Source organism: uncultured Microbulbifer sp. (assembly GCF_947498635.1).
Taxonomy (GTDB): Bacteria; Pseudomonadota; Gammaproteobacteria; order Pseudomonadales; family Cellvibrionaceae; genus Microbulbifer; species Microbulbifer echini.
Window position 1 is genome coordinate 52,285 of the sequence record NZ_CANMKV010000025.1, and the last position, 14,513, is coordinate 66,797.

Sequence of the window (14,513 nt, forward strand, 5' to 3'; positions counted from 1 at the left end):
AATCTCCATTTGCGACTCTCGGCCGATTACTGCCGCTCAGACATTGGGGCCCCCTGCTGGGACTCTGGGGTATAGCCCCCTTTGAGCCTTTCCCGAATCGCTTGCACCAAGGCGTAATACACCGGCACTAACAGTGTGGCAAACAGGCTGGCCGCCAACATACCGCCAAACACCACCAAGCCAAGGGAGATACGACTCACGGCACCGGCGCCAGTAGCCACCAGTAACGGTATCACTCCGAGAATAAATGACATAGCCGTCATCAATACCGCTCGGAAACGCAACCGGGTGGCTGAGATGGCCGCTTCGGCAATGGATTTGCCCTTATCCCGCTCCACACAGGCGAATTCCACAATCAGAATGGCACTCTTCGCCGCCATACCAATTAGCAGCACCAAGCCGATTTGGGTGTAGAGATTATTAATGGAACCCGCTAACCACACCACCAGCATGGCGCCGCAAATAGCAATGGGCACACACAGGAGCACCGCGACGGGAATACTCCAACTCTCATACTGGGCCACCAGGAACAGGTACACAAATACGATGGCCAAACTGAACAAAATGGGAGCCAGATTACCCGAGGTCACTTCCTGCAAACTAATGCCGGTCCACTCATAGCCATAGCCTTCAGGCAGCCTGGAAGCCAACTCCTCCATGGTATTCATCGCCTGACCACTGGAATAACCCGGCGCCGGCGCGCCGTTAATCGTCACGCTGTTATAGAGGTTGTAGCGGGTAATGGTCTGTGGGGCCACTACGGGCTCAATGGTAGAGACGGAGGTGATTGGCACCAGGCCCCCACTATTCGCGCGCACATAGAAACCCGCCAAGTTTTGTTCATCATCGCGAAATTGCGCGTCCGCCTGAGCGATAACACGGAATACTTTGCCGTATAAGTTAAAGTCATTGATGTAATAGCCGCCCAGGAAAGTTTGTAGTGTGGAATACACTTCCGGCAACGGGACACCGAGCACATGGGCCTTTTCCTTGTCGATTTTTAATTTCAACTGCGGAGTGGCGGCCTGAAAACTGGTGAAGGCCTGAGAGATTTCTGTGCGCTGATTGGCTGCGCCGAGCAGATCGAAAAGTACCTGGGATAACTCTGTAATACTGCGCCCCTGCAAATCCTCCAGCACAAATTCAAAGCCCCCCACGGTGCCGATTCCCGGCAACGGGGGAATAGCAAATGGCATAATTTGCGCATTGGGAATTTGTGCCAGCTTTTTTTGGACCCGTTCCATAATCGCGAACTGGTGATCTGCTTCGCTGGGGCGGTCATCCCAGGGTTTTAATACCGCAAACATCATCGCGGTGTTGGAGGAGACGCTGCTGGTCAGTAGGTTATATCCGGGCACCCCCACCACATGAGCCATGGCGGGCTCTTCCAGCAATATATCGGTAACCTGATCCACAACCGGCCCGGTGCGCTCCAGGGAGGAACCATCCGGCAGCTGCACATGCAGCATAAACGTGCCCTGGTCCTCATCGGGAATAAATCCAGTGGGGATACTCATAAACAACCAAAAAGCCAACAAGAAAACCCCAATAATCGTTGCCACTCCGATTAGAGGAATTTTTACGCAGGCTTTGACCATACCCACATAGAAATTTGTGGAATGGTGTAAAGACCGATTAAAGAAACCAAAAATCCCTGTCTCTTTAATACCGGCCACCTCTCCATCTTTACCCGGCTTGAGAATACTGGCGCAGAGTGCCGGGCTCAGGGTGAGTGCATTCAAGGAGGAGATCGCCACCGACATAGAAATAGTAACGGCAAACTGCTGGTACATTTTGCCGGTAATCCCCGGCATCAACATCACTGGTACAAATACCGCAAATAAAACCAGCGTCGTAGCGACCACTGGGCCGGTCACTTCGCGCATAGATTGCAGCGCGGCCTCTTTTGGCGTCATACCATCGCCCATAAGACGCTGGGTGTTCTCCACCACAATAATCGCGTCATCCACCACAATGCCAATAGCCAGAATCAAGGCAAACAAAGTGATGGTATTAATAGTCATGCCAAATGCCAGCATGAGTGCAAAGGTGCCGATCAGGGAAACCGGAATAGCGATGGCAGGAATCAGGGTAGAACGCCAATCCTGCAGAAACATGAAGACCACTAAGATAACCAGAATCAGGGCGACAAACAGTGTCCGCACCACCTCCTTGATGGAGGCCTCCACAAACAGGGTGGTATCGTAGAGGATTTCCGCTTTCAAGCCATCGGGAAAACGCTGTGACAGCTCCTTCACCTTGGCTTTTATACCATCGGCCACATCGATCGCGTTGGCTTCCGGCAGCTGGTAGACACCGATCACCGCCGATGCCTCGTTATCCAGCTGGCCATATGAGGAATAGGACTCACTGCCCAGTTCCACTCGTGCTATGTCTTTCACTTTCACCATGGCGCCATCAGGCTTGGCGCGAATGGTAATGTCCTCAAATTCCTCGGGTTTTATGAGCCGCCCCTGCACAAGAATATTGTATTGAAACTGCTGCTCTTTGCGGATGGGCGGCGCGCCGATCTGCCCTGCAGCCACCTGGATATTCTGTGCCTGTACCGCACTGATCACATCCTGAGTGGTGACATCGAGAGAGGCCATCCGGTTCGGGTCCAGCCACAGGCGCATAGCGTAATTGCGCGAACCAAATATAACGACACTGCTCACCCCCAATACGCGTGCCAGCTCATCCTTTAAATAAATTTCGGCGTAATTGGCCAGAAAAAGTTCATCGAATTTCTGATCTGGGGAAAATAGATTCACCACCAACAACAACGTGGTGCTCTGCTTGGAGACCACCACACCATCGCGCTTTACGTCTTCCGGCAATTGTGGCGTGGCTTGCTCCACCCGGTTCTGCACATTCACTTGGGCGATATCGTCGTCGTAGCCGGATTTGAACGTTACCGTCAGACTGTAGGAACCATCGTTACCGCTGGTGGAAGACATGTATTCCATGCCCTCTACCCCATTGACCTGGGATTCTATTGGCACGGCGATACTATCGCGCACCACTTCGGCGCTGGCTCCGGCGTAATTCGCGGCAACATTAATGGTCGCCGGTGTAATTTCTGGAAATTGCGCCACCGGCAATAGCGGCAGGGAGAGGATGCCCGCAAGGGAGATCAGTATGGAAATCACAAAGGCGAAGCGTGGTCGCCGTATACAAAAAGCACTGATCATAAAATCGCTATAAGCCCCTCCACCGCAACCGGGCTACTTGTAATCATCCGCCTCTCCCTCGTATTGGGGGCGTTCACCCTTCTCGCTACCTTCATCGGGTAGTAGCGTTCCCCGGCCGGTACCCATGGGCTGCTTTGATCCCGGCATATGTACTGGTGAACTCCCGCCGCGTGCGGGCTCTGCGGGTTTGTCCGCAACATCGTAGGGATTGCGCGGAGTGTTCTGCGGCGTCACCGGCTTGCCGGCAACTACCCGTTGCAGACCGTTCACAATGACCGATTCACCAACCACCACACCGCGGTTGACTGCCCAGAGTTCTCCCTCGCGCTGGCCCAGAGTGACATAGCGCTTTTCCGCAATATTGTTTTTGCCCAGCACGAAGAGGTAGCGCCCCTGCATGTCCTCCATCACCGCCGATTGCGGCACCAGCGGTTTGAGCGCCTCACTGCCGGTATACAAGCGGATGGAAACTCGCGCGAACTGCCCCTGTACCAACAGGCTTCCCGGGTTGGCAAAAAGTGCGCGCACCGCCACAGAGCCGGTATTCGGGTCAATCTGGTTGTCGATAAAGACAATCTTGCCCGGATAGGGATAGAAATTTCCATCCGGTAGTTCGATACGCACATCCAATTCTGTAGGGGGCAAGCCCTCGCGACGGCGGCGCTCAGCATCCACTTGTACGGCGAAAAGTTGGTCCTCCGGCACTTCGAACAACACGTAGATCGGGTCCATCTTGACGATGGTGGTAAGCGGGTCCGAATTGGGTCCCACCAGGGAGCCCTCGGTAAATTGGGTGCGGCCTATACGGCCGGTGAGAGGCGCATAAATCTTTGTAAAGGAAAGATCGAGCTGGGCGCTTTCCACTTTAGCGCGGTCCGCATCTACTTGGGACTTGGCCTCTTCGAAAGTCCCCATCAGTTCATCCATCTGTACTTGGCTGATGGCACCCGTGGCCACCAATGTGCGGCCACGTCGATAGTTGCGCTCGGCAACCCGGAGGGATGCCTGAGTGCGCTCCAGGTTTGCACTCTGGTTGTCCAGTTCGGCAATAAACGGACGTGGATCTATTTCGAATAGCAAGCGCCCTTTTTTGACGGTCTCCCCCTCCCTGAAATTACGACTCTCGATGTAACCTTGCACGCGGGGGCGCACCTTATACTCATCGGTGGCCTCCACCCGGCCGACAAATTCAAAGCGCGGAATCACAGGCTGTTCGCGCACCACCAATACCTCGACCGGAGGCGGTGGTGGCACCTTTTGCTCATCGTCTTTGCCGCCACAGGCAGACAAGAACGCCAGCACAAGCCCAATAAATAAAAAACGCGCCATGGCAGGGTAGATACCGCCTTATGAATTTCAATATCTCTATCAACTATAGGCGTCAAAAAGCTGGAAGCTGGCGCTGGAATCTTGCATAGGTATACTGACGCAATGAAATTTTGTAGCCAATGCGGCAGCGATGCCGTCACATTTTCCATCCCAGAAGGCGATGATCGCCCGCGTCACCTATGCGGTAACTGCGGGACTATTCACTACATTAACCCACGTGTGATTGTCGGTGTTCTACCCTACCTGGAAGACCGGATCATGCTGTGCAAGCGCGCTATCGAGCCGCGTTTGGGGCTTTGGACTCTGCCCGCCGGGTTTATGGAAAACGGTGAATCCAGTGAAGAGGGGGCGCTGCGGGAATCCTGGGAGGAGGCTCGTGCCAACATTCGTGTCGATGGCCTCTACTCAGTCTATGACATTCCCTATATCAACCAGGTCTACCTGATCTATCGCGGTGAACTGACCGATACCAATTTCGGACCGGGGCCGGAGTCGTTAGAAGTGGAGCTATTTCGCCAGGAGGAAATTCCCTGGAAAGAAATTGCGTTCCCGATTATGCACAAAACCCTCGAGCATTATTTCGCCGACAGCAAACTTGGTCAGTACCAGCTGCACCGGGGCGTTATCTCGCGAAAACTGTAACCCGCGTTTTCGCGTGCTGAGCGGCCGGGAGCGCAGCTCCCGCTTCCGCATATCGGAAATACAAGGATATTCCAATGAAATACGCCTATATGCTCGCTGTCCTGCTATTAGTGGGCGTGGGTTTACCCATGCTTATCCCCGGACCCGATGGCAAGCCGATCATATCGCCTCAGGACTGGCTGCCGGATCAGCAGACTCTGGATACAGTACGCCAGCAGGGCCAGCGCGCCGTTCAAGCCGTGACCACTAGCACACAAAAATCCGCCGAGCAGTTTGAGACCCTGGTGGAATCCAGTGGCCTCCTGCCCGAGGAGTCAAAAAAGCCAACCACCGAAGTATTTAGCTGGCAGGATCGCCAGGGCAACTGGCATTTCTCTGATTCGGTGCCAGAGGGCTTGGGGGCCTCAGTGCGCATCCACCGGGTGAAGCCCATCAATACCCTGCCCGCCGATGCGGCTGGCACCAAAAGGCAAGCCCAAGAACCGCAATCGCAACGCTTGCAGGAGAGTGACTCTAGCGACAATCGTCTCTCTAACATCTTAAAAGAAATACAGGCACTCCAAGAAAAGAGCCAGGAACGCCAGCAGGCCCTGGATAACCTCTAACCCCCACTTAATAAAGGGGTTCAAGTGACAGGATTCGCATCAACATCCTATCGCTGCTTATGCGTTGTGGCACAGCGCTCATCCAGGCGCCACACATCAAACGCCGGCTCTTCGTAGGGGTGGGCTCGATACAGGGCCTCCAGGGCCGTATCCACATAATTATCCATACACACCATTTCAACCCGGTACTCCTCCACCTGCTCCACTTGCCCTGAGCCACCAATAAACGGCTGGCTCCCGGGAAGTGGGCGAAACTGACCGCAGCCAAGCACCTGCCAACAACAGCTGTCATAGTCCCCAATTCGACCGGCACCAGCTTGGAATAAGGCTTGTTTCACCGTCTCCAGATGGGATGCGGGGATATAGACACAGAGCTTGTACATAACAATTATTCACTCTTGATTGGCGGATAAAACAAAGGGGCCCAAGGCCCCTTTGTAATGCAAAATTCTGAAACACCTCAGAACATCAGCGTCATCAGCTTGCGCTGGTATTGCGTGGCGATCGGATCACCCGCCCCCAAGCTCTTCACGATGTCGAGGAATGCCTGCTTGGCCGCACCATCGGAGAAATTCATATCCCGGCGTAGAATATCCAGCAGCAGATCCAGCGCTTCCTGGTGGCGGCTGGCCTGGCTGTACTGCACGGCCAGCTGGTAGGCGGCATCGTAATCCTGTGGGTTCTGTTCCAGAGCTTTCTGCAACGCCTGGATTTCCGGAGTATCCGCCGCCTGCTGCTTCAACTCCAGCTGAGCCATCAGCTGTTGGTATTCAGCATCCTGATCCGCCAGGAGGATTTTTCCGAGCACCGTTTCCGCTTCCTGTGCGCGATTCTGATCGAGCAGTAATGCCGCAAGCTGTTTGGCGATATCCACACGCTCAGAGGATTCGCTATAAGCCTGGCGCAACAGTGGCAGTGCCTCATCGGCCTTGCCTTCGGCAATCAGTGCAAGAGCCTGCTGCAGCTTGATATCCCAGGGTTTGGGTAAGTATTTATCCAGCATTTCACGAATCTGGCTCTCTGGCTGCACTCCGGCAAAGCCATCTACCGGCTGCCCCTCTTTCAACAGCATCACTGTGGGCAGGCTGCGTACGCCCAGTTGGCCGGCGATCATCTGTTCGGTGTCGGCGTTCACTCTAGCCAGGAGGAACTGGCCCGCGTATTCGTTGGCAAGCTTTTCCAGCACCGGCATCAACTGTTTGCATGGCTCGCACCAGTCGGCCCAGAAATCCACCAACACCGGGCGCTTCATTGATTCTTCGATCAGTACTTGCTGGGCGTTTTCTGCCGTTACATCGACAATAAATTCGTTCACAAACTCTCCTGAGTAATGTCTTGCTAATTTGCTGATGGTCTAGCGGTAGAGGGTATCCATGCCGTAGGCCAGTTCAAGGGATTCCCGCTCAATCTTGCGCAGCCCTTTTACCACCAGGCCATAGGAGCGATCCACCATCCGCTCTATTTCATAATCCGGCACTGTGCCATCGAGCAAAACGGTATTCCAGTGCTTCTTGTTCATATGGTAACCCGGCAACACGCCGGGGAAGATATCCCGCAGGGCTTGCGCCTCATCGGGGTCACACTTCAAATTGGTGGCATCCGCCTCGCGATAACGACCGAGAGTGGCAAACATTCGCCCCTTCACCTTAAACACGGCGACCTCGGGACCAAAGGGAAAATCCTCAACCGCCTCAGGGCGAGCAAGCAGGTAATGTCTCAGCACCACGCTCTGCATTTTCCCACCCTACCAGTGTAGGGACGAGGGCAAACGCGGCGAAGACAGCAGTTTGGTAAAGCGCTGCCAACGCTCCTCCGCACTGCTGGTGTCCTGTTCGACATAATCCGCCACCAGCTTTTTGCCCCAGTTGTAGTTAATAACATAAGCGCCGTAGGCATCGACAAAATCCTTGCGCTGCAGCGCTTTGGCCGGGCTCATCAAGGTGTACTTTTCAAATAGGGGCGCCACCTGCGCGCCGGGGATTTCACCGTCGATATACTGTCTTGCGATTTCATTGCCGGCAAAGCTGAGCTTATCCACCAATGCCATCACCCGCTCATATTTTTGCGCACGCTGTGGGTCCAAGCCCGCCAGCGGGTAGAGCACCTCTCGCTCAAAGCGGTTTTTTTCCTCGCCGGGAAAGGCCAGATCAATGCCGTAGTTAGCACTGCCTTCTGCAATGAGGGATTGAGGACTAAACAGCGGATAGACACTGTATTCCACCCAGCCGCGCTCTTGCACCAAAGACTGCTCCAAGAGCGCATTATAAGTGTGATGGCCGGGATAGCCCTCGTGGCAGCCCAGATCGATGGCGCGGTCAATGGTAATCGGCAGGCCGCTATTCACCTGTATCAAGCTGTGAGAGCCCCCCTGATACCAGTTGTAACCGCTCCAGGGTTTGTCACTGACGTATTCCAGCGCAAAGTGTTCATTATCCGGCAGGGAAATATACTGCTTGGTGCGCAGACGACACTCCTCGATTGATGCAGTAAACACCGCCTGTAGCTTATCTGATGGGATTTCAAACTCGCGACGAAATGCTTGCACCCGTTCACTCAGTGGCCGATCTCCCGGCAGCAGCTCTGCCAGCTCCTGAAGCTGCGGTTCAAAACTGGCAAAATCCTGTTTGGGCGGCAGGGTGTCGTACAGCTCACGGGCCTCTTTGGCAAAGCTGCGCTCCGTTTCACCGGTAAAGCTCTCCGCATGCGCCACTAAAGCCCCCAGCTGGGTTTTTAGGTAGTGGAGGCGAAGTCCCTCGAGAGAACCGTCAGCCCCCTCCCCCCTTGGCAACTGCGCCAATAGCGCCCGCCCCCGCTGGGCAATTTTTGCTGGGCTGGCGCCACTCTGCTGTGCCTGTTCCCGCCACTCGGCCGGGCCGTAAAATGCATCCACATAGCGCTTGTCGTGATTGCCCAGCTCCAACACCAGGGCCACATACTCCCTGGCTACGGTATCCATCGACATATCCCCTTTCCCTTTATTTGCCGCCGGCATCACCTTGAGGCTCATTAGCTCCGGTGATATAGCATCTTGTGCTGTTTTACTTTCACAACCGCCAAAAAGCAGTGGCGCCGCCAATACGAAAAGCAGGCCCGCTGCCTTTATCACTCGTTTCATTATTATTGATTCTCTGTGGATGGATCTCATATCGGACAGGTCTGGCTAGAAACTAACTGGAAGTGAGGTCAAGACCCCATCACACTGGTGGGGTCCCGCTGGCGATAACCTTAGCCCTGGCGCTCAGTGTTCTCCTGAGCGGGTACTTCCTTCTGCGTATTGTCGCCCCCATCTGGCGTTGGATTTCCCTCGCTATCCGCCTGGCCATCAAACTCCTCAGAAACCGGCGCATTGCGCAGTACGAGGAAACCGGCGATACCGGCGATGACAGAGGCCAGTAAGATACCCGCCTTGGCCTGGATGAGCAGGTTACCTTGGCCGCTAAATGCCAATTCGGCGATAAAGATCGACATGGTAAAGCCGATACCCCCAAGCAGCGCAACACCAACGATATGTTGAAAGTTCGCCAGTTTTGGCAGTTTGCCCAAGCCCAACTTCCAACCGATCCAGGTGGCCCCCACAATCCCCACCAACTTGCCCACTACCAGGCCCGCAATCACACCGAGGGTCACAGGATTGAGCACTGCCGTGGAACTGGTAAAACTATCAAAGGGAATACCCGCATTGGCCAGGGCAAAAATAGGGATCACAATAAAGCCCACAGGGGTATGCAGGCGTGTCTCCATACGCTGCAAGGGAGACTGCGCCAAGTTCACACCGTTACCCAGAGCCATTACCCGTGCACGCAGGGCATCGTTGGCAATAATTTTGTCACCGGGGCGGAAACAGCGATCGAAGCTGCGGATAATATCTTTTACAAAGGTGCTAAAAGCCACAGGGTCGTATTTGGGCTTGGCCGGCAATGCCATCGCCGTGATGACCCCTGCGATAGTCGCATGTACCCCGGCCAGATAGAACTCATACCACAGCAGGATCCCCACAAACACATAGGCCGGTGAGCTACGCACACCGGCGGCCTTGAGCAACCACATAATTACGATCAGGCAGCCCGCTGCGATCAGTGCGGCCACATTCACTTGTTCGGTATACCAGATGGCGATCACCAGGATAGCCCCCAGGTCATCGACAATTGCCAAGGCCACCAAAAAAGTGACCACGGCACGGGGAACCCGATTCCCCAGCAGCGCGATACACCCGACGGCAAAAGCAATATCCGTGGCCATGGGGATACCCCAGCCACGCTCAGCCTCTCCGCCGCCATTAAAAGCGGCATAGATCAAAGCCGGCACCACCATACCGCCGATCGCGGCCATCACCGGCAACACCGCTTGGCGAAGGTCAGATAATTCCCCCACCATAAATTCACGTTTTAATTCCAGGCCCACCAGAAAAAAGAAGATCGCCATCAGGCCATCGTTAATCCAATGATGCAGAGACAGAGAAAATTCCCAATCTCCCGCATTGAGGCTAATGGGCATGTGCAGCAGATGCTTGTAGGCATCTTCCAGAGGGGAATTGGCGATAATCAGTGCAGCCAGCGCAGAGAGCATCAACAAAATGCCACTGCTGCTTTGTCGATGAATAAACTCTTCGAAAGGTGTCATCAAGCGCCCAAAAGCCTCCTCCAAAGGCGCCTCAAAAACCTTTCCTTTGCGAATCTTGAACTTGTTCAGAACGCTTTTTGCCATCGACTGACATCCTCTTTCCTAAAGACTAGCTCTACAACCTGTAGGGCCACACTTCTACCTATGGGAGCCAGAGGTTAGCATGGCCACTGTATTCTTAACCATATTGACAGGACACCGTTGCGAAACATGACCCGACTGGACCAATTGCTAGTAAAGAGAAAACTCGCCAACTCCCGCACCCACGCCAAAAAGCTAGTTGATGCCGGCCGGGTCATGCTCTCGGAAGGCGGGCCCATGGAAGCTGCACGCAAAGCGGCGCAGTCTGTCAGCGAGAGCTGTGCCCTGGAAGTCACGCCCCTCCCCGAGGATCAATACGTATCCCGCGCCGGCCTGAAACTCGCCGCGATTCTCGACCATACCGGCTTAAACCCCAAAGGCTGGCACGCCTTGGATGTAGGCTGCTCCACGGGCGGCTTCAGCGACTGCCTATTACAGAGAGGCGCCGTTTCAGTGGTGGGGGTGGATGTGGGGCACGACCAGCTTGCACAGAAGTTACAAAATGACTCCCGTATGTATCTGTTCGAAGGAATTAACGCGCGCCACTTACAAGCGTCCCAACTTTCCCCCTACGCAGATAACGGCTTTGATGCCATCGTTATGGATGTATCCTTCATATCCCAGGCCCTGATACTGCCGCAGCTACCCACTCTATTAAAACCCAGTGGGCAACTGTTGAGCCTGGTAAAACCACAATTCGAGGTTGGCCAAGGGGGTTTAGGAAAGGGGGGGCTGGTGCGCGATGCCAAACTTTATCCACAAGTCCGTGAACAGATTACTAATTTATGTGGTGAGCTGGGACTCGAAGTAAAGGCGTATATTGATAGTCCAATTAAAGGTGGGGATGGTAACCGGGAATTTTTACTCTGGGCCATACCAAAACGTGACAGCTAAACAATTACGGATAATAGATCGAAGACAAGAGAAACTACATTATAAGACCCACCGCTTATAGCCCGACAAAACCTGGTAAGGAATACACTTCTCTCAATGAGATCTCAGGCAAGGATGCCTAATAAAAATATCCCAATATTCACAATCTGCTTTCAACTCTGAACCGCATCATCCTTTAGGCTACTACGGCAGCCGTATACTTTCACAACACCCAGCGACTCTTTTATAAAATCTCCAGGAGAGTACCCTATATGGTTCGAAAGAAACCAACAAATTATCAGCCTAATCGGCTTGTGAAAATTTGTTGGATAAAGTTCAAGAAAGAACGAACCTTCGGAAGCTTCTGCCGATGTTGCGGGTAGAGAGCATATAGATCTACCGATGGCATTTCCCAACCCGAGCACATGGGCACCAAAAAGCCCTGATCCACCTCTTGCTGGCACATATAGTCTGGCAAAATTCCAATTCCAGAGCCATCAATCAGCATTTGTTTTAACATTAAAAAATCATCGACTCGCACTCTCGGTACGATCCCTATCTCTTGCGTATCAACACCATTAGTTAAACACAAGCTGTCACCATGCTGGGCACTGCTCATAATAAGAAACTGGCATTCGGCCACAGATTCAAGATCTGCTTTGAGATTATTTTTTCTTAGGTACTCTGGGCTTACGTATAAACGACGCCTGATTTCTCCCAGTTTTTTTGCGACCAATCTGGAGTCCACCAATATTCCCACGCGGACAACTAAATCGTAACCCTCTTCAACCAGATCTACTCTTCGATTGGAGAGAGTCAACTCTAACTGAATGTCCGGATGGCTTTCCAGAAACTCACTCATTACATTTTTCAAAACCGCATGGCCGACACCAACAGAAACGCTCACTCGCAACGTGCCGCATGCTTTGTTCACCAAGCTGCCGACCTTACTTTCCGCTAGATCCACCTCATATTGAATTCGACGACAGTGTTGCAAATAGGCGCTACCAGCCTCGGTTAATTTTTGCGTTCGCGTGGTGCGCTCGAGCAGGGTGACATCCAGAGCGTGTTCCAGCCTGGCAATTTTCCGACTGAGATTAGCCTTAGGCAAGTTAAGCCTTTCCGCTGCCGAGGTAAAACTACCCGCATCCACTACGGCCATAAACAGCAGCATGTCATTCAAATCAACTCTATGGCCCATCCAGTTTTCCCACTGCAACTCTTATTGTTGTCAAAAATAGAACAATCATTTTTAAGTATAAGCATATATCAAACAATAACGTATAGCTAGAATAGCCTCATCAACTAAAGCAATAGACAAAGCAACCCGGAGAAGAGAATGGAAATTTTAGCCAGAGACACACTACCTTTAGGCGGCTTCGCAGGTATTACCGAGCACCGATTGGTTACTGACAGCCGCGTATTTGGTACTCGCAAAAAAGCAGAGACCTTTGAAGGTCTGGGGAACATGGTGTACCTGGCCGATGCACGTTACTTACCCCAAGGATCATCGGGCATGCATCCGCACAGTGAAATCGATGTGATATCTATCATCATTGAAGGCCGGGTCAGCCATGAGGGATCTCTGGAGCATGGCAAAGACTTGGCGGCAGGCGAAGTTCAAGTACAACGCGCCGGCGGTGAAGGTTTTTCCCACAATGAAATCAACCCTGACAAACAACAAAACAGAATGCTGCAAGTCTGGGCTCTGCCAGAGAAAGCTGGCCAGCCTGCGGGGTATAAAACCTACAAACCGGCATTAGATGGCACCACTCGTATTTATGGAGGTATTGACGAGAAAGGCAGTACTTTTGATAGCAGCACTGTAATGGACATTGCACACTTAAAAACAGGCGAGCAATTAACTTTAGATAAAGCTCACTTGATTTATATTATTAGCGGCAGTGCGAAAGCAATATCAAGAAATATCACTAAGCAGGTAAAGGAAGGGGACTTAATTCGAGGAGACAATTTAACGCTCACCGGCACAGCAGCACTGCATTTGCTTCTTGTGAGCCATAGCAACTAGATATCTGGCTGCAAAAAATGTCATTCACAATTATACAGTTTACCGAGCATCAGCCACTCCCCCCTTAGTTAGGGTAAGAACTTTATCCGTTTTGACAAAGGCGCCTAAATCAAAACCACGTAAAGTTCTATTTTCAAGGGTGCTGGCGGCCAAACTCTGCAACATCAAAACTACGTAGCCCAAATACCCCAGAGAGGAATTAAACCCAAGCCTGAAAACAGTAAACTCAACTTAATGTAAGCGCCTCCGCTCCAAGCGGTATTTACTTTCAGGTCAAGCTGGGAAAATCGCAACGTCAGTAGTTCAAGCATTACTCCAAAATATTTCCTGCTTGGCAAAGGGATCCCTGTAAGAACCCTGCTGCACCTTTGTCAATCCCAGCTTTCTTAGGGACATTTCAACTACATGCCGGTTAAAAGACGAAACATGTCCACCATTCAGGTAGAGGTCAACATCCATCCAGGAAGCATGTTTGATTTCCTCGGTATCCGTGATTGAAATAGCCCGGCTTAAGGGTGCCAATTCACAGACAAAATAGATATCCGTGTAACCAAAATTTGCTGGGAACCGGGTGGCAAACCCCAATACAGAGGTAAATTCACAGGAAATACCTGTTTCTTCATAAACCTCTCGAAGAACCGCATCGGCTATCTTTCCACCCAGATCAACAGTTCCACCAGGCAATTTGGGGCTTGATGAAGCGCCGTGCCCCTGTACACAAAGTAGCTGTTCATCAAGCAACACAAAGCCCCCAACACCTACCGTATGGGTTGGGGAAAACGGAACATAAGCATCGTTTCGCAGCTTGAGAACCAACCTGGTTGCCGAACCTCGGCAACTGTGAAAGGTAAAGCCATGCTCCAAGCACATCGGTATAAGCCGGGTAAGTGCATCTTGTAGAGTGATCCAGATTAATTTTCTATTTTTTACTCTGGACACTTCAATTATGGCAACCAGTTCAGTCAGTAACTGGTCACCAGTCCCCATAAAGCTTTCCAGGCTTAAAGTAACGCAATTAAATGAATCAACTGTATGATGAAGCACAAGCAACCTATTAAATACCTAAGGAGACTCTGAAAAATAGCTTTCTAACTCTGCATTAGGTTTCACACAGCAAAAAAATGAATGTTTTTTAGTCAAAAA

13 protein-coding genes are annotated in these 14,513 nt (G+C 52.3%); 4 read left to right on the top strand and 9 right to left on the bottom strand.

The window, feature by feature from the left end; all coding sequences use genetic code 11:
- Nucleotides 1–26 precede the first annotated feature (26 nt).
- Together Q1A69_RS13635 and Q1A69_RS13640 are read right to left on the bottom strand one after the other, a co-directional pair.
- The gene (locus tag Q1A69_RS13635) at nt 27–3,191 is read right to left on the bottom strand and encodes a multidrug efflux RND transporter permease subunit (protein ID WP_299586300.1); all 3,165 of its coding nucleotides are present in this window, start codon (nt 3,189–3,191) and stop codon (nt 27–29) included.
- A gap of 33 nt (nt 3,192–3,224) precedes the next feature.
- Complete coding sequence (locus Q1A69_RS13640; RefSeq protein ID WP_299586302.1) at nt 3,225–4,520, bottom strand: efflux RND transporter periplasmic adaptor subunit; 1,296 nt, start codon at nt 4,518–4,520, stop codon at nt 3,225–3,227.
- A 102-nt stretch (nt 4,521–4,622) separates the two neighbouring features.
- Here Q1A69_RS13640 and Q1A69_RS13645 point away from each other — a divergent pair, with 102 nt between their 5' ends.
- Both Q1A69_RS13645 and Q1A69_RS13650 read left to right on the top strand, forming a co-directional pair.
- The gene (locus Q1A69_RS13645) at nt 4,623–5,162 is read left to right on the top strand and encodes an NUDIX hydrolase (protein WP_299586305.1); all 540 of its coding nucleotides are present in this window, start codon (nt 4,623–4,625) and stop codon (nt 5,160–5,162) included.
- 74 nt (nt 5,163–5,236) lie between these two features.
- Nucleotides 5,237–5,767, top strand: a complete 531-nt coding sequence (locus Q1A69_RS13650; protein WP_299586307.1) for a hypothetical protein — start codon at nt 5,237–5,239, stop codon at nt 5,765–5,767.
- A gap of 47 nt (nt 5,768–5,814) precedes the next feature.
- Here Q1A69_RS13650 and Q1A69_RS13655 read toward each other — a convergent pair whose 3' ends face one another.
- The 5 genes from Q1A69_RS13655 to nhaA form a co-directional block, all read right to left on the bottom strand.
- Nucleotides 5,815–6,150: a YqfO family protein gene (locus Q1A69_RS13655; RefSeq protein ID WP_299586310.1), complete on the bottom strand. Its 336-nt coding sequence runs from the start codon at nt 6,148–6,150 to the stop codon at nt 5,815–5,817.
- A 77-nt stretch (nt 6,151–6,227) separates the two neighbouring features.
- A complete protein-coding gene (gene trxA / locus Q1A69_RS13660) occupies nt 6,228–7,082 on the bottom strand; it encodes a thioredoxin (protein ID WP_299586313.1) in 855 nt (284 codons plus the stop codon).
- 39 nt (nt 7,083–7,121) lie between these two features.
- Nucleotides 7,122–7,502, bottom strand: coding sequence for an MmcQ/YjbR family DNA-binding protein (locus Q1A69_RS13665; protein ID WP_299586315.1), 381 nt, complete (start codon nt 7,500–7,502; stop codon nt 7,122–7,124).
- Nucleotides 7,503–7,511: 9 nt separating this feature from the next.
- Complete coding sequence (locus Q1A69_RS13670; RefSeq protein ID WP_299586317.1) at nt 7,512–8,882, bottom strand: hypothetical protein; 1,371 nt, start codon at nt 8,880–8,882, stop codon at nt 7,512–7,514.
- A 110-nt stretch (nt 8,883–8,992) separates the two neighbouring features.
- Entirely contained in the window at nt 8,993–10,471 is a 1,479-nt protein-coding gene (nhaA, locus tag Q1A69_RS13675; RefSeq protein WP_299586320.1) for a Na+/H+ antiporter NhaA, read from the bottom strand.
- Between the two features lie 126 nt (nt 10,472–10,597).
- Between nhaA and Q1A69_RS13680 the strand changes: the two genes are divergently transcribed.
- A complete protein-coding gene (locus Q1A69_RS13680; protein WP_299586322.1) occupies nt 10,598–11,362 on the top strand; it encodes a TlyA family RNA methyltransferase in 765 nt (254 codons plus the stop codon).
- Between the two features lie 277 nt (nt 11,363–11,639).
- Here Q1A69_RS13680 and Q1A69_RS13685 read toward each other — a convergent pair whose 3' ends face one another.
- Nucleotides 11,640–12,515: a LysR family transcriptional regulator gene (locus Q1A69_RS13685; protein ID WP_299586337.1), complete on the bottom strand. Its 876-nt coding sequence runs from the start codon at nt 12,513–12,515 to the stop codon at nt 11,640–11,642.
- Between the two features lie 165 nt (nt 12,516–12,680).
- On the opposite strand from Q1A69_RS13685, the gene Q1A69_RS13690 reads away from it, so the two are divergent.
- Nucleotides 12,681–13,370 carry a pirin family protein gene (locus tag Q1A69_RS13690; RefSeq protein ID WP_299586324.1) on the top strand — a complete coding sequence of 230 codons (690 nt, stop codon included), beginning with the start codon at nt 12,681–12,683 and terminating at the stop codon, nt 13,368–13,370.
- 303 nt (nt 13,371–13,673) lie between these two features.
- Here the strand turns inward: Q1A69_RS13690 and Q1A69_RS13695 are convergent, their stop codons facing one another.
- On the bottom strand, nt 13,674–14,414 hold the full coding sequence (locus tag Q1A69_RS13695) for an NUDIX domain-containing protein (RefSeq protein WP_299586326.1): 741 nt from the start codon (nt 14,412–14,414) through the stop codon (nt 13,674–13,676).
- Nucleotides 14,415–14,513: the final 99 nt, after the last annotated feature.

Excerpts from the sequence above, each read along its gene's own strand:
- Q1A69_RS13635 (WP_299586300.1), bottom strand. The coding sequence starts at position 3,191 with ATGATCAGTGCTTTTTGTATACGGCGACCACGCTTCGCCTTTGTGATT.
- Q1A69_RS13640 (WP_299586302.1), bottom strand. The coding sequence starts at position 4,520 with ATGGCGCGTTTTTTATTTATTGGGCTTGTGCTGGCGTTCTTGTCTGCC.
- Q1A69_RS13645 (WP_299586305.1), top strand. The coding sequence starts at position 4,623 with ATGAAATTTTGTAGCCAATGCGGCAGCGATGCCGTCACATTTTCCATC.
- Q1A69_RS13650 (WP_299586307.1), top strand. The coding sequence starts at position 5,237 with ATGAAATACGCCTATATGCTCGCTGTCCTGCTATTAGTGGGCGTGGGT.
- Q1A69_RS13655 (WP_299586310.1), bottom strand. The coding sequence starts at position 6,150 with ATGTACAAGCTCTGTGTCTATATCCCCGCATCCCATCTGGAGACGGTG.
- Q1A69_RS13665 (WP_299586315.1), bottom strand. The coding sequence starts at position 7,502 with ATGCAGAGCGTGGTGCTGAGACATTACCTGCTTGCTCGCCCTGAGGCG.
- Q1A69_RS13670 (WP_299586317.1), bottom strand. The coding sequence starts at position 8,882 with ATGAAACGAGTGATAAAGGCAGCGGGCCTGCTTTTCGTATTGGCGGCG.
- nhaA (WP_299586320.1), bottom strand. The coding sequence starts at position 10,471 with ATGGCAAAAAGCGTTCTGAACAAGTTCAAGATTCGCAAAGGAAAGGTT.
- Q1A69_RS13680 (WP_299586322.1), top strand. The coding sequence starts at position 10,598 with ATGACCCGACTGGACCAATTGCTAGTAAAGAGAAAACTCGCCAACTCC.
- Q1A69_RS13685 (WP_299586337.1), bottom strand. The coding sequence starts at position 12,515 with ATGCTGCTGTTTATGGCCGTAGTGGATGCGGGTAGTTTTACCTCGGCA.
- Q1A69_RS13690 (WP_299586324.1), top strand. The coding sequence starts at position 12,681 with ATGGAAATTTTAGCCAGAGACACACTACCTTTAGGCGGCTTCGCAGGT.